This is a genomic window from Serratia sp. CY81684 (genome assembly GCF_052166595.1).
Taxonomy (GTDB): Bacteria; Pseudomonadota; Gammaproteobacteria; order Enterobacterales; family Enterobacteriaceae; genus Serratia; species Serratia nematodiphila.
Map to the genome: position 1 here is coordinate 22,307 of NZ_JBJNOO010000005.1, position 22,453 is coordinate 44,759.

19 protein-coding genes and 5 tRNA genes are annotated in these 22,453 nt (G+C 59.3%); 6 read left to right on the forward strand and 18 right to left on the reverse strand.

The window, feature by feature from the left end:
• Positions 1–61: 61 nt before the first annotated feature.
• From ACJ8QF_RS18145 to alaS, 7 genes are all read right to left on the reverse strand, one after another.
• A tRNA-Arg gene (locus tag ACJ8QF_RS18145) sits at positions 62–138 on the reverse strand.
• A 75-nt stretch (positions 139–213) separates the two neighbouring features.
• Positions 214–290: transfer RNA gene (locus tag ACJ8QF_RS18150), tRNA-Arg, on the reverse strand.
• A 189-nt stretch (positions 291–479) separates the two neighbouring features.
• Positions 480–556: transfer RNA gene (locus tag ACJ8QF_RS18155), tRNA-Arg, on the reverse strand.
• A gap of 61 nt (positions 557–617) precedes the next feature.
• Positions 618–694 (reverse strand) — tRNA-Arg (locus ACJ8QF_RS18160).
• A gap of 3 nt (positions 695–697) precedes the next feature.
• Positions 698–790: transfer RNA gene (locus ACJ8QF_RS18165), tRNA-Ser, on the reverse strand.
• A gap of 310 nt (positions 791–1,100) precedes the next feature.
• The gene (gene csrA, locus ACJ8QF_RS18170) at positions 1,101–1,286 is read right to left on the reverse strand and encodes a carbon storage regulator CsrA (RefSeq protein WP_004091602.1); all 186 of its coding nucleotides are present in this window, start codon (positions 1,284–1,286) and stop codon (positions 1,101–1,103) included.
• Between the two features lie 252 nt (positions 1,287–1,538).
• Positions 1,539–4,166, reverse strand: a complete 2,628-nt coding sequence (alaS, locus tag ACJ8QF_RS18175) for an alanine--tRNA ligase (protein ID WP_442537741.1) — start codon at positions 4,164–4,166, stop codon at positions 1,539–1,541.
• On the opposite strand from alaS, the gene ACJ8QF_RS18180 reads away from it, so the two are divergent.
• Entirely contained in the window at positions 4,116–4,259 is a 144-nt protein-coding gene (locus ACJ8QF_RS18180; protein ID WP_162180460.1) for a hypothetical protein, read from the forward strand. The genes alaS and ACJ8QF_RS18180 overlap by 51 nt on opposite strands.
• Before the next feature lie 40 nt (positions 4,260–4,299).
• Here ACJ8QF_RS18180 and recX read toward each other — a convergent pair whose 3' ends face one another.
• The 3 genes from recX to pncC form a co-directional block, all read right to left on the reverse strand.
• Positions 4,300–4,803, reverse strand: coding sequence for a recombination regulator RecX (gene recX / locus ACJ8QF_RS18185; RefSeq protein ID WP_033631822.1), 504 nt, complete (start codon positions 4,801–4,803; stop codon positions 4,300–4,302).
• Between the two features lie 60 nt (positions 4,804–4,863).
• Positions 4,864–5,928: a recombinase RecA gene (gene recA / locus ACJ8QF_RS18190; protein WP_004932541.1), complete on the reverse strand. Its 1,065-nt coding sequence runs from the start codon at positions 5,926–5,928 to the stop codon at positions 4,864–4,866.
• A gap of 111 nt (positions 5,929–6,039) precedes the next feature.
• A complete protein-coding gene (gene pncC, locus ACJ8QF_RS18195) occupies positions 6,040–6,528 on the reverse strand; it encodes a nicotinamide-nucleotide amidase (protein ID WP_015376700.1) in 489 nt (162 codons plus the stop codon).
• 243 nt (positions 6,529–6,771) lie between these two features.
• Here pncC and ACJ8QF_RS18200 point away from each other — a divergent pair, with 243 nt between their 5' ends.
• Positions 6,772–8,151: an MFS transporter gene (locus ACJ8QF_RS18200; protein ID WP_049188070.1), complete on the forward strand. Its 1,380-nt coding sequence runs from the start codon at positions 6,772–6,774 to the stop codon at positions 8,149–8,151.
• 9 nt (positions 8,152–8,160) lie between these two features.
• Here the strand turns inward: ACJ8QF_RS18200 and chbG are convergent, their stop codons facing one another.
• The 6 genes from chbG to ACJ8QF_RS18230 all read right to left on the reverse strand — a co-directional run bounded on the left by chbG (position 8,161) and on the right by ACJ8QF_RS18230 (position 14,365).
• Positions 8,161–8,922 (reverse strand): chitin disaccharide deacetylase, encoded by a 762-nt coding sequence (chbG, locus tag ACJ8QF_RS18205; RefSeq protein ID WP_004932547.1) that lies wholly within the window; start codon positions 8,920–8,922, stop codon positions 8,161–8,163.
• Between the two features lie 147 nt (positions 8,923–9,069).
• Positions 9,070–9,918 (reverse strand): transcriptional regulator ChbR, encoded by an 849-nt coding sequence (gene chbR / locus ACJ8QF_RS18210; RefSeq protein WP_004932550.1) that lies wholly within the window; start codon positions 9,916–9,918, stop codon positions 9,070–9,072.
• A 15-nt stretch (positions 9,919–9,933) separates the two neighbouring features.
• Complete coding sequence (locus ACJ8QF_RS18215) at positions 9,934–11,319, reverse strand: glycoside hydrolase family 1 protein (RefSeq protein ID WP_325962699.1); 1,386 nt, start codon at positions 11,317–11,319, stop codon at positions 9,934–9,936.
• A 43-nt stretch (positions 11,320–11,362) separates the two neighbouring features.
• On the reverse strand, positions 11,363–12,724 hold the full coding sequence (gene chbC, locus ACJ8QF_RS18220) for a PTS N,N'-diacetylchitobiose transporter subunit IIC (protein ID WP_004932557.1): 1,362 nt from the start codon (positions 12,722–12,724) through the stop codon (positions 11,363–11,365).
• Between the two features lie 12 nt (positions 12,725–12,736).
• Positions 12,737–13,054, reverse strand: coding sequence for a PTS sugar transporter subunit IIB (locus tag ACJ8QF_RS18225; RefSeq protein WP_004932561.1), 318 nt, complete (start codon positions 13,052–13,054; stop codon positions 12,737–12,739).
• 417 nt (positions 13,055–13,471) lie between these two features.
• Positions 13,472–14,365 (reverse strand): LysR family transcriptional regulator, encoded by an 894-nt coding sequence (locus tag ACJ8QF_RS18230; RefSeq protein ID WP_325962698.1) that lies wholly within the window; start codon positions 14,363–14,365, stop codon positions 13,472–13,474.
• Between the two features lie 106 nt (positions 14,366–14,471).
• Between ACJ8QF_RS18230 and ACJ8QF_RS18235 the strand changes: the two genes are divergently transcribed.
• The 4 genes from ACJ8QF_RS18235 to mutS all read left to right on the forward strand — a co-directional run bounded on the left by ACJ8QF_RS18235 (position 14,472) and on the right by mutS (position 20,146).
• Positions 14,472–15,272, forward strand: a complete 801-nt coding sequence (locus ACJ8QF_RS18235) for an SDR family NAD(P)-dependent oxidoreductase (RefSeq protein ID WP_325962697.1) — start codon at positions 14,472–14,474, stop codon at positions 15,270–15,272.
• Positions 15,273–15,284: 12 nt separating this feature from the next.
• The gene (locus ACJ8QF_RS18240) at positions 15,285–16,256 is read left to right on the forward strand and encodes an aldo/keto reductase (protein WP_275095454.1); all 972 of its coding nucleotides are present in this window, start codon (positions 15,285–15,287) and stop codon (positions 16,254–16,256) included.
• Between the two features lie 30 nt (positions 16,257–16,286).
• A complete protein-coding gene (locus tag ACJ8QF_RS18245; RefSeq protein ID WP_325962696.1) occupies positions 16,287–17,279 on the forward strand; it encodes a hypothetical protein in 993 nt (330 codons plus the stop codon).
• Positions 17,280–17,590: 311 nt separating this feature from the next.
• On the forward strand, positions 17,591–20,146 hold the full coding sequence (mutS, locus tag ACJ8QF_RS18250; protein ID WP_004932577.1) for a DNA mismatch repair protein MutS: 2,556 nt from the start codon (positions 17,591–17,593) through the stop codon (positions 20,144–20,146).
• A gap of 79 nt (positions 20,147–20,225) precedes the next feature.
• On the opposite strand, the gene rpoS is transcribed toward mutS, so the two are convergent.
• Positions 20,226–21,224 carry an RNA polymerase sigma factor RpoS gene (rpoS, locus tag ACJ8QF_RS18255; RefSeq protein WP_004932578.1) on the reverse strand — a complete coding sequence of 333 codons (999 nt, stop codon included), beginning with the start codon at positions 21,222–21,224 and terminating at the stop codon, positions 20,226–20,228.
• A gap of 54 nt (positions 21,225–21,278) precedes the next feature.
• A complete protein-coding gene (nlpD, locus tag ACJ8QF_RS18260) occupies positions 21,279–22,277 on the reverse strand; it encodes a murein hydrolase activator NlpD (RefSeq protein ID WP_015376692.1) in 999 nt (332 codons plus the stop codon).
• Between the last annotated feature and the right edge of the window lie 176 nt (positions 22,278–22,453).

Here is a 22,453-nt window from a genome sequence, read left to right on the forward strand (position 1 = left end):
AGGACACTTTCTTTTTACCACCCGCATGACGATTTCTCTTCGCGATACGGGAGGTTAAACATGGTGCATCCGGGAGGATTCGAACCTCCGACCGCTCGGTTCGTAGCCGAGTACTCTATCCAGCTGAGCTACGGATGCATGACTGTTTTTGCCGCTTGTCTGTTTCACGAATAACAGAAAAGCAAAAACCCGCTAAGGCGGGCTTCTCTTAGATGGTGCATCCGGGAGGATTCGAACCTCCGACCGCTCGGTTCGTAGCCGAGTACTCTATCCAGCTGAGCTACGGATGCATTACTATTTTTACCGCGTGCCGGCTTTGCTAATAAAGCCAGGCTTTAAGAATGGTGCATCCAGGAGGATGATTCGGCGCTAGCACCTCACCCTACGGGCCGTTGCTGAAGCAACGTTATCCTCCCTGGTAACACTTTTTTCCTCTCACCCGCATGAAGATTTTTCTTCGCGACGAATGAGATTAAGAATGGTGCATCCGGGAGGATTCGAACCTCCGACCGCTCGGTTCGTAGCCGAGTACTCTATCCAGCTGAGCTACGGATGCACAGGAATTCTTTTTTGATACCGTATGGTACGTTGTTACTACCCCACCATACTGCAAAATATGGTGCATCCGGGAGGATTCGAACCTCCGACCGCTCGGTTCGTAGCCGAGTACTCTATCCAGCTGAGCTACGGATGCAAATGGCGGTGAGGCGGGGATTCGAACCCCGGATGCAGCTTTTGACCGCATACTCCCTTAGCAGGGGAGCGCCTTCAGCCTCTCGGCCACCTCACCATACGCTTCTTTCGAATTGTGCCTAACTTGCTTTGGAGAAGCTCATCGGCACTGCGTGGCGCACATATTACTTTCTCCGACTTTTAAGTCAAACAATTTTTCCCAACTCATGCGCGTTTGCACAATTCGCACCCAACATGGGCGATTTCACGGCAAAAAGGGCGTTTAATCAACAGGCAACCGCAACGTCTGCAGCAATAAAGCAGGAAACTCACCGGGAAAATAATCACGAAAAAGAGAGGGGAGAACGAAAGAAGTGGGTAAAACGATGCAGTAGCGTCTCGTCTGGCAACGAGACGCTGCTTCGGAATCAGTAAGTCGTCTGCTGAGACTTCTCTGCCTGAATGCGCTGATAGATTTCTTCACGGTGAACTGAAACCTCTTTGGGGGCGTTCACACCAATACGCACCTGGTTGCCTTTTACCCCTAGCACAGTGACCGTAACCTCATCGCCAATCATGAGGGTTTCACCAACTCGACGAGTCAGAATTAACATTCTTTGCTCCTTGAAAGATTAAAAGAGTCGGGTCTCTCAGTTTCCCCGTCATTATCCATCATATGTGGTGAAAACGTAAGCCGCGCAATCCACAATAAGTGTAAGCAGACTTGGTCCCACCTCAGATAATGGTAAGTTTAGCCGACCAGAAAAACTTTGTTCCCGCAATTGTAACTAAATTGTGTTAGCACAGTATGAAAACGCCATAATCAACAAAGTATTATGGCGTTTGTCCGTGCTATTTATTTATGTTCACAGCTTTGAGGCCACCCAGGCTTCTACGCTGTTTAACGCCGCTGGCAGAGCGTTGATATCCGTCCCCCCCGCCATCGCCATATCCGGGCGACCACCGCCCTTGCCGCCGACCTGCTGCGCCACGTTGCCGATCAACTCGCCGGCTTTCACGCGGTCAGTCAGATCCTTGGTCACGCCCGCGACCAGGCTGACTTTGTCATCACCCGTCGTCGCCAACACGATAATGGCCGAACCCAATTGATTTTTCAGGTCATCCACCATGGTGCGCAGCATTTTGGCTTCGACATTGTCCAACTGGCTGACCAACAGCTTCACGCCGTTAACCACTTTCGCCTGGCTGGACAGCGACGCGCTTTCCTGCGCCGCCTGCTGATCTTTCAGTTGCTGCAGTTCTTTTTCCAGCGCGCGCGTGCGATCGAGCACCGAGCGCACTTTATCGGTCAGGTTGTTGCTGTCGCCCTTCACCAACTGCGCAACGTCTTGCAACAAATCGCTTTGCTGGTGCAGCGTGGCGATAGCGCCTGCGCCGGTCACCGCTTCAATACGGCGGATGCCCGCCGCGGTGCCCGACTCGCTCAGAATGCGGAACAGGCCGATATCGCCGGTGCGGCTGGCGTGGGTGCCGCCGCACAGCTCGGTGGAGAAGTCGCCCATGGTCAGCACGCGCACGTTGTCGTCGTACTTCTCACCGAACAGCGCCATTGCGCCCTTCTCTTTGGCGTCTTCCAACGCCATCAGCTCGGTCTGCACCGGCAAGTTACGACGCACCTGCTGGTTCACCAGATCTTCCACCGCGCGGATTTGTTCCGGCTTCATCGCTTCGAAATGCGAGAAGTCGAAGCGCAGGTATTTGTCGTTAACCAACGAGCCTTTCTGCGCAACGTGGTCGCCCAACGTTTGGCGCAGCGCGGCGTGCAGCAGGTGAGTCGCGGAGTGGTTCAGGCGGATGCTGTTGCGGCGCTCGGCGTCGATCTGCGCATCCACGCGATCGTTCAGCTTCAGCGAGCCCTGCGCCAGTTTGCCTTGGTGGCCGATAGCCTGACCGTATTTCTGGGTGTCATTGACCACAAACTCGGCGCCGGCGGCTTTCAGCACGCCTTTATCGCCGACCTGGCCGCCGGATTCACCGTAGAACGGCGTCTCGTCCAGCACCACCACCGCCTCTTCGCCGGCGTTGATCTGCTCGACCGGCTGGCCGTCACGGAACAGCGCGATCACCGTCGCCTGCTGCTCGTCGTGATCGTAGCCGCTGAACTGGCTGCTGCCATCCACGCGGATCAGGCTGTTGTAGTCGGCGCCGAAGCCGCTGGATTCGCGCGCGCGGCGGCGCTGCGCTTCCATCGCTTCTTCAAAGCCCGCCTCGTCGACTTTCAGACCGCGCTCGCGGCAGACGTCAGCGGTCAGATCGACCGGGAAACCGTAGGTATCGTACAGACGGAAAGCGGTTTCGCCGTCCAGAGTATCGCCCTGCAGCTTGGCCAGTTCTTCGTCCAGCAACGCCAGACCACGCTCCAGCGTGCGGGCAAACTGCTCTTCTTCGGTTTTCAGCACCTGCTCCACCAGCGATTGCTGGCGTTTCAGCTCGTCGGCCGCCGGGCCCATCACTTCGATCAGTGGCGCTACCAGCTTGTAGAAGAAGGTATCTTTCGCGCCCAGCATGTTGCCATGACGGATCGCGCGGCGAATGATACGACGCAGCACGTAGCCGCGGTTTTCGTTAGACGGGATCACGCCGTCCGACACCAGGAAGGCGCAGGAACGGATGTGGTCGGCGATAACGCGCAGGGATTTGTTATCCAGATCGGTCGCGCCGGTCACTTTCGCTACGGCGGCGATCAGGGTGCGGAACAGGTCGATCTCATAGTTGGAGTTCACATGCTGCAACACCGCCGCGATGCGCTCCAGACCCATGCCGGTATCCACCGAAGGTTTCGGCAGCGGCAGCATGGTGCCGTCGGACTGACGGTTGAACTGCATGAAAACGATGTTCCAGATCTCGATGTAGCGGTCGCCGTCTTCTTCCGGGCTGCCTGGTGGGCCGCCCCAGATGTGATCGCCGTGATCGTAGAAAATCTCGGTGCACGGGCCGCATGGGCCGGTATCACCCATCTGCCAGAAGTTATCTGAAGCGAAAGGCGCGCCCTTGTTGTCGCCGATGCGGATAATGCGCTCTGCCGGTACACCGATTTGCTTCTGCCAAATGTCGAACGCTTCGTCATCGGTTTCATACACGGTGACCCACAGTCTCTCTTTCGGCAGGTTGAACCAGTTTTCACCGGTCAGCAGTTCCCACGCGTAGCTGATCGCGTCGTGCTTGAAGTAATCGCCGAAGCTGAAGTTACCCAGCATTTCAAAGAAGGTGTGGTGACGAGCGGTATAACCGACGTTTTCCAGGTCGTTATGCTTGCCGCCTGCGCGCACGCAGCGCTGCGAGGTGGTGGCGCGGGAATAGGCGCGTTTGTCGAGCCCCAGGAAAACATCCTTAAATTGGTTCATGCCGGCATTGGTAAACAGCAATGTCGGATCATTGTTAGGCACCAGGGAGCTGCTTGCTACAACCTGATGGCCCTTACTATGAAAGAAATCGAGAAACGCTTGACGGATCTCAGCGGTGCTCTTGCTCATAATTTTCCTGGAAAGGCTAGAATAACGACACGTGAGCCGGTGGCGCGTCATCCCGACGATGACAACCAGCTCACGAACAAAAAGTGGGGATAAGATAAATTTTCTTCAGAGGGAAGTAAAACCCCGTGTGCGCTCATTGCGCAAAATCACGGTAAATTGACTGAATTTCTTCCTGGAAGAAGCCGCGATAGAGCAGATAACGCTGCACTTTGGCTTTCTCTTTCCAGTCGGTTGGCAACGCATCGCCAAATTTTCGCTGCGCCACCTGTTTCGCCTGTTCGCACCAGTCGATATCGCATTCCGCCAACGCGTCCTGCACCAGCGCTTTATCCACGCCCTTTTGCATCAGTTCGCTGCGGATGCGCTGCGCGCCATAACCCTTGCGGCTGCGGCTGCCGATGTAGCTGTGGGCGAAACGCTGATCGTCCAGCCAGTTGTGCTGGTAACAGTAGGCGATAACCTGATCGATCAGCGCAGGATCCACCGGCTCTTCGGCCACCGTCGGCGCATGCGGCCCCTTACCGCCAAAGCGGGCTTTCGCCACAAACGGCTGCGCCGCAAGTTTGCGGCGCAGTTCAGCTTCACTATGATCGCGTTGCGACAGCAGGCGCATGGCGCGGCTTAGCAAGTCATTCATCATTCAAGCCTGAATTCAGAGGATATGCGCCACATAAACGGCGGCGCACATCTTCAGCGATTAGAACTGCTCGCTGGTTTCCGCTTCGTCGTCTTCGAAGTCGTCACCGGAGGCAGCCACCAGCTCACCGCCGCTGTGCAGCAGCAGATCACGCAGCTTCTTATCCAGCTCGGCGGCAATAGCCGGGTTTTCTTTCAGGAAGTTACAGGCATTCGCCTTGCCCTGACCGATCTTCTCGCCGTTATAGCTGTACCAGGCGCCGGCTTTTTCGATCATCTTGTGCTTCACGCCCAGATCGACCAGTTCGCCGCGGCTGTTGATGCCTTCGCCGTACATGATTTGGAACTCAGCCTGTTTGAACGGCGCAGCGATTTTGTTCTTCACCACTTTCACGCGGGTTTCGCTGCCCACCACTTCGTCGCCTTCTTTGATGGCGCCGATACGACGGATATCCAAACGCACCGAAGCATAGAACTTCAGGGCGTTACCGCCGGTCGTGGTTTCCGGGTTGCCGAACATCACACCAATTTTCATACGGATCTGGTTGATGAAGATCAGCAGGGTATTGGCGTTTTTCAGGTTGCCGGCCAGCTTACGCATCGCCTGGCTCATCATGCGCGCCGCCAGGCCCATGTGCGAATCGCCGATTTCACCTTCGATTTCCGCCTTCGGCGTCAGCGCCGCCACGGAGTCGACGATGATGACATCAACCGCGCCGGAGCGGGTCAGCGCATCACAGATTTCCAGCGCCTGCTCGCCGGTATCCGGCTGGGAGCACAGCAGGTTGTCGATATCGACGCCCAGCTTTTTCGCATAGATAGGATCCAGCGCGTGTTCGGCGTCGATGAACGCACAGGTTTTGCCTTCGCGCTGCGCAGCGGCGATCACCTGCAGCGTCAAAGTGGTTTTACCGGACGATTCCGGGCCGTAGATTTCTACGATGCGGCCCATCGGCAGGCCGCCGGCGCCCAGGGCGATATCGAGTGACAGTGAGCCGGTGGAGATCGTTTCCACGTCCATGGAGCGGTCTTCACCCAGGCGCATGATGGAGCCTTTGCCGAACTGTTTCTCAATCTGGCCCAGTGCCGCAGCTAACGCCTTTTGCTTGTTCTCATCAATAGCCATTTTTGCTCCTTCGTTTCGCAATGCCGGTGTTACCCCACACTGCCACTGAATGTATGTTGTGCAGGAAATGTCACTAATTATACTGTATGGTCATACAGTATCAAGCCTAATTTACAAAAATTCGTCGATGGCGGTTTGCAGCGCGAAAATCGTCGCCTGCAGCCGCACCGCATCGCGGTCGCCCTCGAATTGCATCTTGCGCGAAAGCCCCCGGCCATCGCTGCTGGCAAAGCCGAACCACACGGTGCCGACCGGCTTTTCCACGCTGCCGCCGTCCGGGCCGGCGATGCCGCTCACCGACAGCGCCAGATCGGCCTGCGCCGCCCGCAGCGCCCCTATCGCCATCTCGCGCACCACCTCTTCGCTGACCGCGCCGTGCGCCATCAACGTCGCTTCGCTCACCCCCAGCAGATCATGTTTCGCCGCATTGCTGTAGGTGACGAAACCGCGATCGAAATAGGCGGAGCTGCCGGCGATATCGGTAATGGCCTTGGCGATGCCACCGCCGGTGCAGGATTCCGCGCAGGTGATCCAGCGGCCCTGAGCCTTCAGTTTTTCCCCCGCCAGCACGCTGAGCCGGCGCAGTTGGTTTTCACTCATAACCCCTCCCTCGCGAATTCAGGTATATGCGCCCGATAGTAGCATTTATCAAGGCGACACGGCGGCCGGCGCGCAGAAATGCGCAGCGCCTCGCAGGAGGTGCGGTTTTAAGCGCCCGGCCAAGCTGCTAGTATCAAAAGAAGCGCCCCATTGAGCGGCGGCGCACCAGCACAAGGAACATCACGGAGGCGGCGCGCTGCGGCGGCGGCCTCAGGGCGCACCAGAAGAGATTAGGATGATAGCGTGAAAAAAACGTTGGGCGTATTCTTGCCGTTGTACACCACCACCCTGTTGCTGCTGTTGGGCTCAGGCCTGCTCACCACCTATGTCTCGCTGCGGCTGGCCTCCATCCACGTCAGCAGCGCGCTGATCGGCGCCATCATCGCCGCCAACTACATCGGGTTGGTGATCGGCGGCAAGGTCGGCCACTTTCTCATCGCCCGCGTCGGGCATATCCGCGCCTACGTGGCCTGCGCCGGCATCATCACCGCTGCGGTGCTGGGGCACGGTCTGACGGCGTTCATTCCCGCCTGGGTCGCGCTGCGTCTGGTGATCGGGCTGTGCATGATGTGCCAGTATATGGTGCTGGAAAGCTGGCTGAACGACCAGGCGGAATCCAACCAGCGCGGCATGGTGTTCGGCTTCTATATGGCGGCGACCTATCTCGGCATGTCGCTGGGTCAGATAGTGCTGATGCTGCAAAGCAACCTGGGCATCAGCACGCTGCTGGTGATCGCGCTGTGCTTCGCGCTTTGTCTGGTGCCCATCGCTCTCACCACCCGCACCAATGCGCGCCACATGTCGCCGGCCCCGATGGAGCTGCGTTACTTTGTCGGCGCCATTCCCAAGGTGCTGGCTACCACGCTGGTGATCGGCATGGTGGTGGGCTCGTTTTACGGCCTGGCGCCGGTCTACGCCAGCCTGCAATCCTTAACCACTCAGCAAACCGGCCTGTTCATGGCGCTGGCCATCTTCGCCGGGCTGGTGGCGCAGTTCCCGCTCAGTTGGCTGTCGGATCGCTATAATCGCCCGTTGCTGATGCGCCTCAACGCCATTTTTCTGATCGTGGCGGCGCTGCCGCTGGCGCTGCTGCCGCACATCGATTTCCCGCTGCTGCTGGCGGTCGGGTTCGTCGTCAGCATGTTGCAATTTACGCTCTACCCGCTGGTGGTGGCGCTGGCCAACGATCTGATCGAGCCGGAACGCCGCGTCTCGCTGGCCGCCTGTCTGCTGATGGCGTTCGGCGTCGGCGCCAGCATCGGGCCATTGGCGGTCGGCGCGCTGATCGAGCCGCTGGGCGGCAATATCCTGTACGCCTTTTTCGCCCTGTGCGGCGTGCTGCTGGCGGCCCTCAGCCGCACGGCGAAAGCGGAGGAACCGCAGTTGGCGCAGGACGCGCCGGTGCCGCACATTCCGCTGCCGGACAGCCTCGCCAGCTCGCCGCTGTCGCCGGCGCTCAATCCGACCTTCGATGAACAGATCATTCACGACACCATGCCGCCGCCGGAAGCGGCGCCCGAGGTCGACGAGCCGCAGCCCGAAGCACAAGAGGCGGAGCCCTTGCCTCAGGGCGCCGATCCGGAAGAAGACACCGGCCTGAAAAAGGCGCACGCCATGCTGTAAACGGCGGCGTTACAGATCCTGGAAGGAGCCCAACAGAAAACCGCGTTCGGCGATCGCCGCTTTCAGCGTCGGCGCGGTCAACACATCCAGCTCGACGAGGCGCGGATGGCAGTATTGGCTCTGCAGGATCGTCGCGTCGAGGAACGCCGGGTGGCACATCATTTCCAATGATTCTGCGCCCTGCTCGTCGGCGCGCGCCAACCTTTGCAGGAACAACGTTTCGGAAATCGTCTCACCGTAGAATCCCGCGTCGAAAGCGTCAGTGCTATAGGGGGCATGCAGCGTGATGCCACGCCGTTTCGCCTCTTCGCGATCGAGACGCAGTGGCAGCCCCTGCGCTTGCGCGAACGCCTCCACCAGCGGATAAATTTGCGGCTGCATATGCACATGGTGGTGGCTGTCGATATGCGTCGGCGGCCGGCCGAACAGCGTCACGAAGCGCGCGAACTGGCGCTGCAGCTCCTCGTGAATTTCGTCCAGCTGCAGCTCGCCGGCCTCGGCGCGGCGCCACAGCCATTTGCCCAGTTCGCCATGTTCGTTGACCAGCGAAGGCATGGCGCCCAGCGGCTTGCCATGGGTCAAAACGAAATGCAGCCCAATCGGCAACCCCGGATATTGCCGGCTGAGCGCCGCCGCGTGCTGCGCGCCGCCGCCGTTCACCATCGCCGTGGTGGAGGAAACGACGCCATGCTGATACGCCTCGATGACGCCATAGTTCTGCCCTTTGCTCAGGCCGAAATCATCGGCATTCACGATCAGTAGTTTTTCCATAGAGGCTCCCGCGGGATGGATTTTTGGCAAGGGAAGGCCGACCGCTCGGCGCGGCATTCCCCCTCGTTAAGGTAAAATCAAATGATTAACCGACCGGCGCCCTGAAGCTCATCGGCATATCGGCGTTGATACTGATCGGGAGCGGCCCTAAAGAGGGCCGTAACACTTTTTTCGGTAGTTGCCTGGGGTCACGTCGGTGAGCCGCTTGAAGTTTTTAATGAACAAGCTGACGTCGCCATAGCCGGAATCGAAGGCGATATCAGAGACCGAATAGTTGGTGACCTCCAGCTGCGTCTTGGCGAAGTTGATGCGGATCTCATTGATCACCTGCATCGGCGTCTTCTGGTAGTAGCGCCGCATCGCCCGGGTCAGGTACTCCTGGGTTTTCCCCGACAGCGCCACCATGTTCGCCAACGCCCTTTCGCCGAACATCGCCTTGTCATGCATGCCGGCCAGGGTGTTCTTCAGCCACTGCGGGATATCATCACCGCCGTCGGTGTCTTCTTTATAGTGACGGATGCGGCTGATCACGTAGAAGGTCAATGTTTCGAGAAATTCGGCGAAGTCATCCTCGCGAAACTGCGGCGAACTCACCACCGATTCGATATAAGCCAAAAACTCGCTTCTCAGGCTGTAGGCCTGCGAGGCGACAAAGCAACGCGGCAGCTGTTGCAAGTAATGTTCTTCAAAGAACGCTTTGCTGACCGCCACGTTGAAGATTTTCGTCGCACCGAACTCGTAAAAGCTCTGGTGGTAGGAACCGATAGGGATAAAGACGAAATCCCCGCGTTCCAGCAGCACCCGCTTGCCGTTGATCTCCTGATAGCATTTGCCGCTCAGCACGATGGTGAACTCGTAATAGTCGTGCTGATGCAGCCCGGTGGCGCTTTCCACCTTGTTGTAGATGAACAGGTGAAAGTCTTTGCAGTTAAAGAAATCCTGCTCGCGAATCAGCTTCACGTCGTTGGCACTCAGCGAAATTCGGTTATCGGACACGGCGCCGGCCTCCCGTTAGTCAAATCCGTTGCGTCTGGCCGCCTCGGCAAACCAGTAACCGCTTTTTTTGATGGTGCGCCGCTGATCCGCCCGATCCAGCCGCACCAGCCCATAACGATTCTTGTAGGCATTCAGCCAGGACCAGCAGTCGATAAAGGTCCACAGATGATAGCCCTTGCACTGCGAGCCTTCCGCCAGCGCGCGGTGCAGCCACTTCAGGTGTTCGCGAATAAAGTCGATGCGGTAATCGTCCTCCACCCGCCCATCGGCGCCGATAAACGCTTCTTCGCCCTCGACGCCCATGCCGTTTTCCGAAATATAACAGGGCAGATTGCCGTAGTTCTCTTTCAGATCCATCAGGATGTCGTACAGCCCCTTCTCGTAGATCTCCCAGCCGCGGTGCGGATTGATTTTGCGGCCCGGCATTGCATAGTAACTGAACAAATCTTCCGGCGATGCGATCGGCCCCTCGGCGCGCCGTCCCTCTTTCGCCTGCACCCTGCGCGGCTGGTAATAGTTGACGCCAAGGATATCCACCACGCCGCCTTCGATCAGCTGCGCATCCTGCGGTTCGCAGTAAGGCATCAGCCCATGCTGCGCCAACAGATGCAGCAACGCCGCCGGATAACGCCCTTTGGCGACCGGATCGAGAAAGCTGCGATTGAGCAGCAGATCGGCGTCGTGTGCCGCCTGCCGATCCTCCGGCGCGTCAGAGCGCGGATAGGTTGGGCTCAGGTTCAAAATGATGCCGATGCTCCCCGGCAGCCTCCGCGCTCTGAAACGCTGCACCGCCATGGCGTGCGCCAGTACGCTGTGATACGCCACGGTGACCGCCCGTTTGAAGTCCACTACGCAAGGGTAGTGCAGGTCATTCAGGTAACCGGCTTCCACCGGCACGATCGGCTCGTTGAAGGTGAACCAGTGGGTGACCCGATCGCCAAATAGGCCGAAACAGGTATCGGCGTAACGCGCATAGGCTTCGACCACCGCCCGGCTTTCCCAGCCGCCGCGCTGCTGCATGCACAGCGGCATATCGAAGTGATAGAGATTGATAAACGGGGTGATGCCCTGCGCCAGCAGCTCGTCGATCATCGCGTTATAGAACGCCACCGCCTGCGGGTTCACTTCACCGTCGCCGTCCGGGATCAGCCGCGACCACGAGATCGACGTTCTAAAGGTATTGTGGCCCAGCGTTTTGAGCAGCCCGATATCGGTGCGGAAATGGTCGTAAAAGGTCGAGGCTTCGGTCGGCCCCACCCGATCGTGAAAGCGCTCGGGCGCGATCTCGTACCAATAGTCGAAGATGTTGCGGCTCTTGCCGTCCCGCGCGGCCGCCCCTTCAGACTGCGGCGCGGAGGTGGCGCTGCCCCACCAGAACCCGTCGGCAAATTGATATTCCATACTCGCGTCCCTCGCGGGGCGGCCACGCCGCCCCGTTCCACTGTTAGAATTTCAGCGCCTTGGCGATGTCTTCTTCGCTTTCCGTCGCCGCGTCAATCTGGCTCTGCGCCTTGTTGGAGATCGCCACGAACGGCAGATAGATCACGGTGGCGACCGCCAGGTTGAACAGGCTCAGCAACATGGCCATGATGCTGCCGTTGGTGTTGAAGAACGCCCCCAGGCCGACCGGCATGGTCCATGGCGCGATGTTGGTGATCGGCGGGATCAGCCCGGAGTAGTAGGCCAGGGAGGTGATAATGGTCAGCACCGGCTGCACCAGGATGAACGGAATGAACATCACCGGGTTCATGATCACCGGCAGGCCGAACAGTATCGGTTCGTTGATCTGGAAGATGCCGGATGGCGTCGCCAGTTTGGCGACCTGGCGGTAATCTTCGCGGCGCGAGGCGATGAAGATGGCGATGATCAAGCCCAGCGTCGAGCCGGTGCCACCGAGGTAGATGTAGGAGTCGACGAACGGTTTCGCCCACATGTGGAACTCTTTTCCGGCGGCCACCGCCGCTTCAACCGAACCGTATTTGTTGTACAGCTCCACGTTTTCCAGCGCGAACGGCGTCATGATACCGCTGTCCAGGGCCGCCAGCGCCATGGAGCCGTGCACCCCAAAGAACCACAGCAGCGAGGAGAACAGCACGTACACCCAGCCCACCACGCTGCCCATCTTGGCCAGCGGCGCCGAAATGCCGTCCATGATGATCTGGTGGAAGTTGGTGCCCCAGTGCGCCAGCGCGAACGCCACCAGCCCCATGATGGAGAGGATGATGAAACCGGGGATCAGCGCCGAGAAGGAACGCGACACCGAAGCCGGCACGCTGTCCGGCAGGCTAATCACCCAGTTGCGCCGCACGATGAAGGCAAACATCTCGGCCACCACCAGCCCAATCACCATACCGGAAATGATGTTGGCGCCGCCCAACCAGTTGGCTCCCACCGCATAGGCCTCGCCGACATTGAACGGTGTGACGGTCATAAAGGCCGCCACCGCCAGCAGCGCCGAAGCGAGCGGATCGACCTTTCGCTCTTCCGCCAACGCCATGCTGATAAAGAACGGCGTCATCAGGGACATGATCCCCAGCGTGCCGTTATAAACGCTGCCGCCGATGCTCTTCAGACTATTCAGCGTCTCGATGGTAGAGGCATCTAACCTTACGCCCAGCGAATAGAAGAACGATCCTTCGCCGAAGCTCAGGAACACGTTGTTGATCAACACGAACATCGCCCCGGTCAAGGTCAGCGGCATCAGGCGGATAAAGCCATTCTTGATGGCGTTGACGTGGGGCTGCTTACCGATTTTTACGGCGAAAGGCAGGATAACCTTCTCGAGCGAGGCAATGAGGGTATTCACGGCGGCCTCCTGTTATTGATTTGCTTTCTTGATAGCGGCCACCGCGGCCTTCAGCACGCCCAGCCCATCGACCTTGCCGTACAGCAGCGGATCGATAACCTCAACGGGTTTATTGGGCAGCTGTTTTTGCACTTCCGGCAAGGTGTAGGCGATTTGCGGCCCCAGCAGGATCAGATCCGCCTCAACGCCTTTCTCCGCAGCCAGCGCTTCCGGATAGGCGGCGATGATCACCGGCACTTCATATTTCTCGGCCTGCGCCTTCATTTTTGATACCAACAGGGAAGTGGACATACCGGCAGAACAAAACAGATAGATTTTTTTCTTTTCCATACCAAGCACCTCAGATAATCAAAAAAACCCCGTGTTATTTGTATGCCAGATGCAATCACGATTGCTTCACGCACATTCCTTATGAAAATTTCCGTCACGTTGCCCTGGTTACGGACAGTATACGGAGCATGAAAAACGGATCGGTAAGCCAGGAGGAGACATAACCGTCTCTCATTGACCTGACGGATTGACCCCCTTCACATTTCGCACAAAAAAATAGTGTGACCGGGCTCTCAAATAACCGATAAAAACTCGGAATATTCGCAATAAATATTCAAATAACAATTATAAACAGCAAGTTACAAACTCACCGAGAATTTAAAGGTTTATTTGCGTCTGAACAAACGAAAAGGGAATAAAAATAGTTCAAGATTGATTCACCTACGGCCATCCGAACGCGATAGCCGGTGAAGAGGATTAGGTGGGCAGACGCAGCAACTCGATCACCGTGCTCAGCGCCACGGAATGATTCCTGCGGTTGGGGTAATAGAGGTAAAAACCGGTAAACGGCGCGCACCAGTCGGCCAACACCCGCCGCAGCCGCCCGCTCGCCAGGTGTTCTTCTACCTCTTGTTCGATGGCGAAAGCGATGCCGACGTGCGCCAGCGCCGCCTGCACCATCATCCTGCCGTCATCGAGTATCAACGGGCTGTTAACCGCCACGGAAAACCGCTGCTCGCCCTGCTGAAATGCCCATTTGTAGCGCTCGCCCGAAGAGGCCTTGCGCCAACCGATGCAGCGGTGCTGCAGCAAATCCTGCGGATGCGTCGGTTCGCCGTGCCGTTGAAAATAGTCCGGCGTGGCGACGATGGCGAAACGCAGATCCGGCGTCAGACGCACCGCGCGCATATCGTTGTGCAGATCCTCGCCGAGCCTAATACCGGCGTCAAAGCCCTGTTCGACAATGTTGGCAAACCCCTCGTCCGCCACCACTTCCAGCGTAATGCCGGGGTACTCGCAGGCCAACCGCTCCAGATGCGGCACGATGGCAAGATCGATGGCCGAACGCGGCGCGTTGATGCGCACCAGGCCGCGCGGCCCTTCGCGAAACACATTCAGGCTCTCCAGCGCGGCGTCGATGTCGGTAAAAGCGGGCATCAGCTGTGCCAGCAGATGCTCACCGGCCTCCGTCGGCGAGACGTTGCGGGTGGTGCGGTTTAGCAGGCGAATGCCCACCTGCGCTTCCAATTCGCGCAGGGTGTGGGTCAGCGTCGGCGGCGTCACGCCCAACCGGGCGGCGGCGCGGCGGAAGCTGCGTTCACTGGCGATAGCCACAAAGGCCGCCAGGCCGGACAGTTCAGGTTTTTTCATGCTATTGATATAAATTATCTAATAGTGAGATGAATTTTTAGCGGATAGTTATCCGTCATCTAACAACATAGCATTGCGATCGACCCCATTACCAGGTATCGATACGATGATTAATGCTACAGCTCCAACTCATGAAACGCCGCGCCGTCTGGCGGACAAAGTCGTACTGGTGAGCGGCGGCGGCACCGGCATCGGCCGCGCCGCCGCGCTGGCCTATGCCCGCGAAGGCGCCAAAGTCGCGCTGGCCGGCCGACGCGCGGCGGAAATCGAAGCCACGGCGCGCGACATCGCGCTGGCCGGCGGCGACGCCCTGCCCATCGTGGCCGACGTCTCCCAGGAAGACAATATCCGCCAACTGATCGCCACGGTGACCGCCCATTACGGCCGGCTCGACGTCGCCTTCAACAACGCCGGCATCATCGGCAACTTCGCCCCCATCACCGAGCAGACCAGCGAGGATTTTGACCGGGTGATCGCCATTAACCTCAGAGGCGTCTGGCTGGCGATGAAATATGAGATTGAAACCTTCCTGGCTCAGCGCTCGGGCGGCGTGATCATCAACACCTCCTCCTGGCTGACCCACGGCGCGCTGGCCGGCTCATCCAGCTACTCCGCCAGCAAGGGCGCGCTCGATGCGATGATCCGCGCGGTGGCGCTCGAATACAGCGGCCAGGGCATCCGCGTCAACAACATCAACCCCGGCATCATCGACACGCCGATGGCACGCGGCAGCGTGGCTGACAGCGCGGCGTTCGCGCCCTTTATCGCCCACACGCCCGCCGGCCGCCTGGGTGAATCGGAAGACATCGGCGATGTGGCGCTGTGGCTGGCGACGGACGAAGCTCGCTTCATCACCGGCCAAAGCCTGCTGGTGGACGGCGGTTACACCATCGCCGGCATGCGTTGAGGAGACGAGGCCATGAACTACGTTCGGCTTGGCGACAGCGGCCTGAAGGTGTCCCGCCTCTGCCTGGGTTGCATGACCTACGGCGATCCGGCCTGGCGGCCCTGGGTGCTGAAGGAAGATGAAGCGCGCCCCTTTATCCACGAGGCGCTGGAGGCGGGTATCAATTTTTTCGATACCGCCAACATTTACTCCGGCGGAGAAAGCGAGCGCATTCTCGGCCGCGCGCTGAGGGCGTTCGCCCGCCGTGAAGACGTGGTGATCGCCACCAAGGCCTACTTTCCAATGGACGCGCAGCCGAACAGCCGGGGGCTATCACGCAAGCACCTGCTGCACAGCGTCGACGCCTCCTTGCAGCGGCTGGGAACGGATTACCTCGATCTGTTCGTGCTGCACCGCTTCGACACCGAAACGCCGATCGAAGAAACCGCCGACACCCTCGATGGCCTGGTGCGGGCGGGCAAGATCCGCTATCTCGGTGCCTCCTCGCTGCACGCCTGGCGCCTGATGAAAATGCTGGCCTTTCAACGTCAGCACCGCCTGGCGCCGTTTATTTCGCTGCAAAGCCAATACAACCTGGTGACGCGTGAAGATGAAGAGGAGCTGATCCCGCTGTGCCTGGAGGAAGGTCTTGGTCTGACCCCCTGGTCGCCGCTGGCCCGCGGCGTGCTGGCCGGCTCCGGCAGCGGCGGCACGCTGCGCGCCGCCACCGACGAACAGGCGCCCCGTTGGTACGGCGGCAGAAACGAGGTAGAACGCACCGTCGCGACGGTCGCGGAGGTGGCGGCCGCGCGCAGCGTTCCACCAGCGCAAATCGCGCTGGCCTGGCTGTTGGCCAAACCCGGCGTGGCGTCGCCGCTGGTGGGCATGTCCAAGCCACATCATCTGCAGGATGCGCTGGCTGCGCTCGACCTCAGGCTATCACCGGAAGACGTGGCCGCGCTGGAGGCGCCAATGGCGCACGCTGTCCGCCCCGATCGCTGGTAGCCCCTTTTCCGTCATTCCAGGAGAGAAGACATGTCATATGCGCTTACCGCGCGAGCGGTGTTGCTCGCCCTCGCTGCCGCATTCACCTTTAGCGCTCCGGTGCAGGCTGCCGCCAGCGCAGACTGCGCCGCAAACAGCATGACGCTGCCGCCTGGCGCACTTTACCCCAACGGCATCGCCCGTGCGACGGACGGTACGCTGTATGTCGGCTTTGTCACCAGCGGCAACGTGCTGCGCAAGCGGCCGGGTCAAGCGTGGGAAAGCTTTTTCCCCGGCGCTGACACGGTGTTCGCCTCAAACGCGCTGCGGCTGGACGAAAAACGTGGGCTGCTGTGGGGCAATTCGCCGGACTTCCTCTCCGGCGGCAAAACGCGCGCCAACCGCATCTACGCGCTGAACGTCGCGGATGGCACGCTTAACCGCAGCCTGGCGCTGCCGGTGGGCGAAATGGGCAACGATATCGTGCTCGGCGCAGACGGTACGGTGTATGTGACGGAAACCCGCGGCGGCGGCATCCTGCGCCTGCGGCCGGGCGAAGCGGCATTCAGTACGCTGTTTCAGGATCCGCAGTTAGCGGCCCCCAGCGGGCTGGGCGCCGCCGGGATCGTGCTGCTCGACGATCGGCTGATGGCTGTCGCCAATTTCGGTACCGGTAAGCTCTACACCCTCAGTTATAACGCTCCAAAGCCGCAGCTGACGGAAATGCAGCTGCCGCGCCTCATCGAAAACCCGGACGGAATGGGATTGGCGCCGGATGGCGCGCTGATCGTGCTGGAAAACGGGATCCAGAGCGGCCAGGGGCGGATCCTGCGGATCCCGTCACCCAAGGCAGCAGGCATGCACCAGCTTGAGGTCTTGCGCAAAGGCATGGAATCGCCGGTCAACCTGACTATTACCCCGCAAGGCTGCGCCTTCGTCAGCGAATCGCGCATCCGCCACCGCCTGCTGCCCGGCCATGAAACCGAAGTGCCCGACAGTTTCCGCCTCTATCAACTGCCCTTGCCTCTCACCGCCGCGCAATAACCTCTCCACCACTACTGCGGGCGGCGACACTTGCGTTGTTGCCCGCAGGCGAACGACAATCTCGCTTCGTTGCAAACCGGCCTTGCGCAGCGCTTCCCATTTTTACCTGTGACAGCCGATTGCCCGCTGGGCTAGTATAAGCGTCTGTGCAAACCTTGGGTTTGAACGCGCCGTTTGGCGTTTTGATGACTTGATTTGCGCCGCCCGCCAAGCGCTGAATGGGGCGACGCCTGCTGAAACAATGTGATAGCGAATGACGACAATGAAAATCACAGTTCCCTTTACATTCAATGGATTGGAAAAATAATCGCATGAATAGCACCGATAAACTCGATTCGCACACGCCGATGATGCAGCAGTACCTGCGCCTCAAGGCCCAGCATCCTGAAATCCTGCTGTTCTACCGCATGGGCGACTTCTACGAGCTATTTTACGACGACGCCAAGCGCGCTTCCCAACTGCTGGATATCTCGCTGACCAAACGCGGCGCTTCGGCGGGTGAACCGATCCCGATGGCCGGCGTGCCGCACCACGCGGTGGAGAACTACCTGGCCAAGCTGGTGCAGCTTGGCGAATCCGTCGCCATCTGCGAACAGATCGGCGATCCGGCCACCAGCAAAGGGCCGGTCGAACGCAAAGTGGTGCGTATCGTCACCCCCGGCACCATCACCGACGAAGCGCTGCTGCAAGAACGCCAGGACAACCTGCTGGCGGCGATCTGGCAGGACGCGCGCGGCTTCGGCTACGCCACGCTGGACGTCAGCTCCGGCCGCTTCCGCGTCGCCGAGCCGCAGGATCTGGAAACCATGGCCGCCGAGCTGCAGCGCACCAATCCAGCCGAGCTGCTCTATCCGGAAACCTTCGAACACATGGCGCTGATCGAACAGCGCCACGGCCTGCGCCGCCGTCCGCTATGGGAATTCGAGCTTGAGACCGCACGCCAACAGCTCAACCTGCAGTTCGGCACCCGCGACTTGACCGGCTTCGGCGTCGAGCAGGCGCACCAGGCGCTGCGCGCCGCCGGCTGTCTGCTGCAGTACGTCAAAGATACCCAACGCACTTCGCTGCCGCACATTCGCGGCATCACCATGGAACGCCAGCAGGACGGCATCATCATGGATGCCGCCACCCGCCGCAACCTGGAGCTGACGCAGAGCCTGTCCGGCGGCAGCGACAACACGCTGGCGGCGATCCTCGACCGTACGGTCACGCCGATGGGCAGCCGCATGCTGAAACGCTGGCTGCACATGCCGACCCGCGACATCAAGGTCCTGACTGCCCGCCAGCAGGCGATCGGCGCATTGCAGGAACTGTTCGCGGATCTGCAGCCTTCGCTGCGTCAGGTAGGCGATCAGGAACGTATTTTGGCTCGTTTGGCGCTGCGCACCGCCCGGCCGCGCGATCTGGCGCGCATGCGCCATGCTTTCCAGCAACTGCCGGACATCCGCGCGCTGCTGCAGGATGTGAAAACGCCGCACGTGCAGCAGCTGCTGTCGCAGGTGGGCCAGTTTGACGAACTGCGCGAGCTGCTGGAACGTGCGGTCATTGAATCACCGCCGGTGCTGGTGCGCGACGGCGGCGTGATCGCCCCCGGTTACAACAGCGAACTGGACGAGTGGCGGGCCCTGGCCGACGGCGCCAGCGACTACCTCGATCGGCTGGAGATCCGCGAGCGTGAAAAGCTGGGTCTGGATACGCTCAAGGTCGGCTTCAACGGCGTACACGGCTATTACATTCAGGTCAGCCGCGGTCAAAGCCACCTGGTGCCGATCCACTATGTACGCCGTCAGACGCTGAAAAACGCCGAGCGCTACATCATCCCGGAACTGAAAGAGTACGAAGACAAAGTGCTCACCTCCAAGGGTAAGGCGCTGGCGATCGAGAAAAGCCTGTACGACGAGCTGTTCGATCTGCTGCTGCCGCACCTGGCGGAACTGCAACAAAGCGCCGCCGCGCTGGCCGAGCTGGACGTGCTGGCCAACCTGGCCGAGCGCGCCGATACCCTGAACTACGCTTGCCCGACCATGAGCGAGCAGCCGGGGATCCGCATTACCGAAGGCCGCCATCCGGTGGTGGAGCAGGTGCTGAGCGAGCCGTTTATCTCCAACCCGCTCACCCTGTCGCCGCAGCGCCGCATGCTGATCATAACCGGTCCGAATATGGGCGGTAAAAGCACCTATATGCGGCAAACGGCGCTGATCGTGCTGATGGCGCACATCGGCAGCTACGTGCCGGCCACCAAGGCCACCATCGGCCCGGTGGATCGCATCTTCACCCGCGTCGGCGCGGCGGACGATCTGGCTTCCGGCCGCTCCACCTTCATGGTGGAGATGACCGAAACCGCCAACATTCTGCACAACGCCACCGAGCACAGCCTGGTGTTGATGGATGAAATCGGCCGCGGCACCTCCACCTACGACGGCCTGTCGCTGGCCTGGGCCTGCGCCGAGAACCTGGCCAACCGCATCAAGGCGATGACGCTGTTCGCCACCCACTACTTCGAGCTGACGACCCTGCCGGAGAAAATGGAAGGCGTGGTCAACGTGCATCTGGATGCGCTTGAACACGGCGACACCATCGCCTTCATGCACAGCGTGCAAGACGGTGCCGCCAGCAAAAGCTATGGCCTGGCGGTCGCCGCGCTGGCCGGCGTGCCGCGCGACGTCATCAAACGCGCCCGTCAGAAACTGCGCGAGCTGGAGTCTATTTCCAGCCACACCGCATCGGGCAGCGTCGACGCCACCCAGATGACGCTGCTGCAGGAAGAGACCTCGCCGGCGGTAGAAGCCCTGGAGGCGCTGGATCCGGATTCCCTGTCGCCGCGACAGGCGCTGGAATGGATCTACCGGCTGAAAAATATGGTGTAGTCTGGCGCCAAACGCGGGCATAAAAAAACGGTGAGCATCATGCTCACCGTTTTTATTTGATGCGGTTCAACAACCGACGTTATTCGCGGAACAGCGCCTCAATGCTCAGGCCCTGCATCTGCAAAATCTCACGCAGACGGCGCAGACCTTCTACCTGAATCTGACGGACGCGCTCGCGCGTCAGGCCAATCTCCCGGCCTACGTCTTCCAGCGTCGCCGCTTCATAGCCCAACAGGCCGAAACGACGCGCCAACACTTCACGCTGTTTGGCGTTCAGTTCGAACAACCATTTGACGATGCTTTGCTTCATATCGTCATCTTGCGTGGTGTCTTCAGGCCCGTTGTCCTTCTCGTCGGCCAGAATATCCAGCAGCGCTTTCTCCGAATCCCCGCCCAGCGGCGTATCCACCGAGGTGATGCGCTCATTCAGGCGCAGCATGCGGCTGACGTCATCCACCGGCTTGTCGAGTTGCTCGGCAATTTCTTCAGCGCTCGGTTCATGATCCAGCTTGTGGGAAAGCTCGCGCGCGGTGCGCAGATAGACATTCAGTTCTTTGACGATATGGATAGGCAAACGAATGGTACGGGTTTGGTTCATGATCGCCCGTTCAATCGTCTGACGGATCCACCAGGTTGCATAAGTGGAGAAGCGGAAGCCGCGTTCCGGGTCGAATTTTTCCACTGCGCGAATCAGACCGAGGTTACCCTCTTCGATCAGATCCAGCAGCGCCAGACCGCGGTTGCTGTAGCGGCGGGCGATTTTCACCACCAGCCGCAGGTTGCTTTCAATCATGCGGCGGCGGGACGGCACGTCACCGCGCAGAGCACGCCGCGCAAAATAGACTTCTTCCTCTGCGGTCAGCAGAGGTGAATAACCGATCTCACCCAGATAGAGCTGCGTCGCATCCAATACGCGTTGCGTAACGCCTTGAGACAACAGCTCTTCTTCCGCTAAATCGTTCTCGCTGGTCTCTTCTTCTACCAGCGCTTTTTCATCAAACGACTCGGCCTCAGCTCCATTCTCGTCGAAATCCGCATCATCATGTAACTCGTTAACTTTCAGCGTATTTTGGCTCATATGCTGCTCCTACCCGTGATACCGCGAGCAGAATCTCAGCGTATTCTGCCCAATCTATCGCTGCGGAAGATAACGCAGCGGGTTTACGGATTTCCCCTTGTAACGAATTTCAAAATGCAAACGTACTGAACTGGTACCGGTGCTACCCATGGTGGCTATTTTTTGACCCGCCTTCACTTCTTGTTGTTCCCGGACCAGCATTGTGTCGTTATGAGCGTAGGCGCTCAGGTAATCATCATTATGTTTGATGATGATTAGATTACCGTAACCCCGTAAAGCGTTGCCTGCATACACTACGCGGCCATCGGCGGTAGCGAAGATAGGCTGCCCACGGGAACCGGCGATATCGACACCCTTATTCCCACCTTCTGATGAGGAAAAGTTATCAATAACCTTACCGTCAGTCGGCCATCTCCAGGTACTGACCGGAGCGCTGTTGCTGACGGTGCTGCTCACAGGTGGAGCGGCTTCCGGCGCGGTAACAGGCGCAGTCGCGGTCCCAACCGCTGCGGCACCTGCTGCAGGTAACATCTTACCTACATTCTGTTTACCCGAGTTTTCAGAATACGCGTTAGTTGATTGAGAATCAACCGTTGCCGTCTGGATCTGGGAGCTGGAAGGTGGCTTCGGAACACCGCCTTTGGTCGCATCTGTCGTCGCCAACATGCCGCCGCCGCCGTTGGCAGAACCATTACCAAGCTGAATGGTTTGGCCAACATTCAGGCTGTATGGCTCGGGAATATTGTTGCGCTGCGCCAGGTCGCGGAAATCATTGCCGGTGATCCAGGCGATATAAAACAGCGTGTCGCCGCGCTTGACCGTATAAGTTTCGCCGCCGCTGTAACTCCCTTTAGGGATGGCGTTATAACTGCGGTTATAGACAATGCGGCCCTCTGGGCTGGCCTGCTGCACTCCGCCATTATTATTGCCGGATGGAGCGGCACCGCCGCCCCCCACGCTGCTGATAGGAGCCGACGTCGAGGCCGTATTCGTACAACCCGCCAACCACAAACTTACCATCGTACACACCGCTACCCGGCGTAACGTAATCATTGGGCTTCCCGTGCTCATGCTTCCCCCATGACAGCAATATCAGTGATATATCCAAAATACCCTTTACATCGTAGCCGAGCTTTTGCCACTTCCCAGTTTCTGCGATGTAAAGGCGCCGCCGGCCGATCCCTGAACGCCAGGTCATCTCGCGCCGGAGCATCAAAACGCGCGCCAAT

Coding starts and splice junctions, on each gene's coding strand:
- ACJ8QF_RS18240 (WP_275095454.1), top strand. CDS start 15,285: ATGAACTACGTTCGGCTTGGCGACAGCGGCCTGAAGGTGTCCCGCCTC.
- recX (WP_033631822.1), bottom strand. CDS start 4,803: ATGAATGACTTGCTAAGCCGCGCCATGCGCCTGCTGTCGCAACGCGAT.
- chbG (WP_004932547.1), bottom strand. CDS start 8,922: ATGGAAAAACTACTGATCGTGAATGCCGATGATTTCGGCCTGAGCAAA.
- mutS (WP_004932577.1), top strand. CDS start 17,591: ATGAATAGCACCGATAAACTCGATTCGCACACGCCGATGATGCAGCAG.
- alaS (WP_442537741.1), bottom strand. CDS start 4,166: ATGAGCAAGAGCACCGCTGAGATCCGTCAAGCGTTTCTCGATTTCTTT.
- recA (WP_004932541.1), bottom strand. CDS start 5,928: ATGGCTATTGATGAGAACAAGCAAAAGGCGTTAGCTGCGGCACTGGGC.
- ACJ8QF_RS18245 (WP_325962696.1), top strand. CDS start 16,287: ATGTCATATGCGCTTACCGCGCGAGCGGTGTTGCTCGCCCTCGCTGCC.
- csrA (WP_004091602.1), bottom strand. CDS start 1,286: ATGTTAATTCTGACTCGTCGAGTTGGTGAAACCCTCATGATTGGCGAT.
- pncC (WP_015376700.1), bottom strand. CDS start 6,528: ATGAGTGAAAACCAACTGCGCCGGCTCAGCGTGCTGGCGGGGGAAAAA.
- ACJ8QF_RS18215 (WP_325962699.1), bottom strand. CDS start 11,319: ATGGAATATCAATTTGCCGACGGGTTCTGGTGGGGCAGCGCCACCTCC.
- ACJ8QF_RS18230 (WP_325962698.1), bottom strand. CDS start 14,365: ATGAAAAAACCTGAACTGTCCGGCCTGGCGGCCTTTGTGGCTATCGCC.
- ACJ8QF_RS18180 (WP_162180460.1), top strand. CDS start 4,116: ATGAAAGAAATCGAGAAACGCTTGACGGATCTCAGCGGTGCTCTTGCT.
- ACJ8QF_RS18225 (WP_004932561.1), bottom strand. CDS start 13,054: ATGGAAAAGAAAAAAATCTATCTGTTTTGTTCTGCCGGTATGTCCACT.
- ACJ8QF_RS18235 (WP_325962697.1), top strand. CDS start 14,472: ATGATTAATGCTACAGCTCCAACTCATGAAACGCCGCGCCGTCTGGCG.
- nlpD (WP_015376692.1), bottom strand. CDS start 22,277: ATGATTACGTTACGCCGGGTAGCGGTGTGTACGATGGTAAGTTTGTGG.
- rpoS (WP_004932578.1), bottom strand. CDS start 21,224: ATGAGCCAAAATACGCTGAAAGTTAACGAGTTACATGATGATGCGGAT.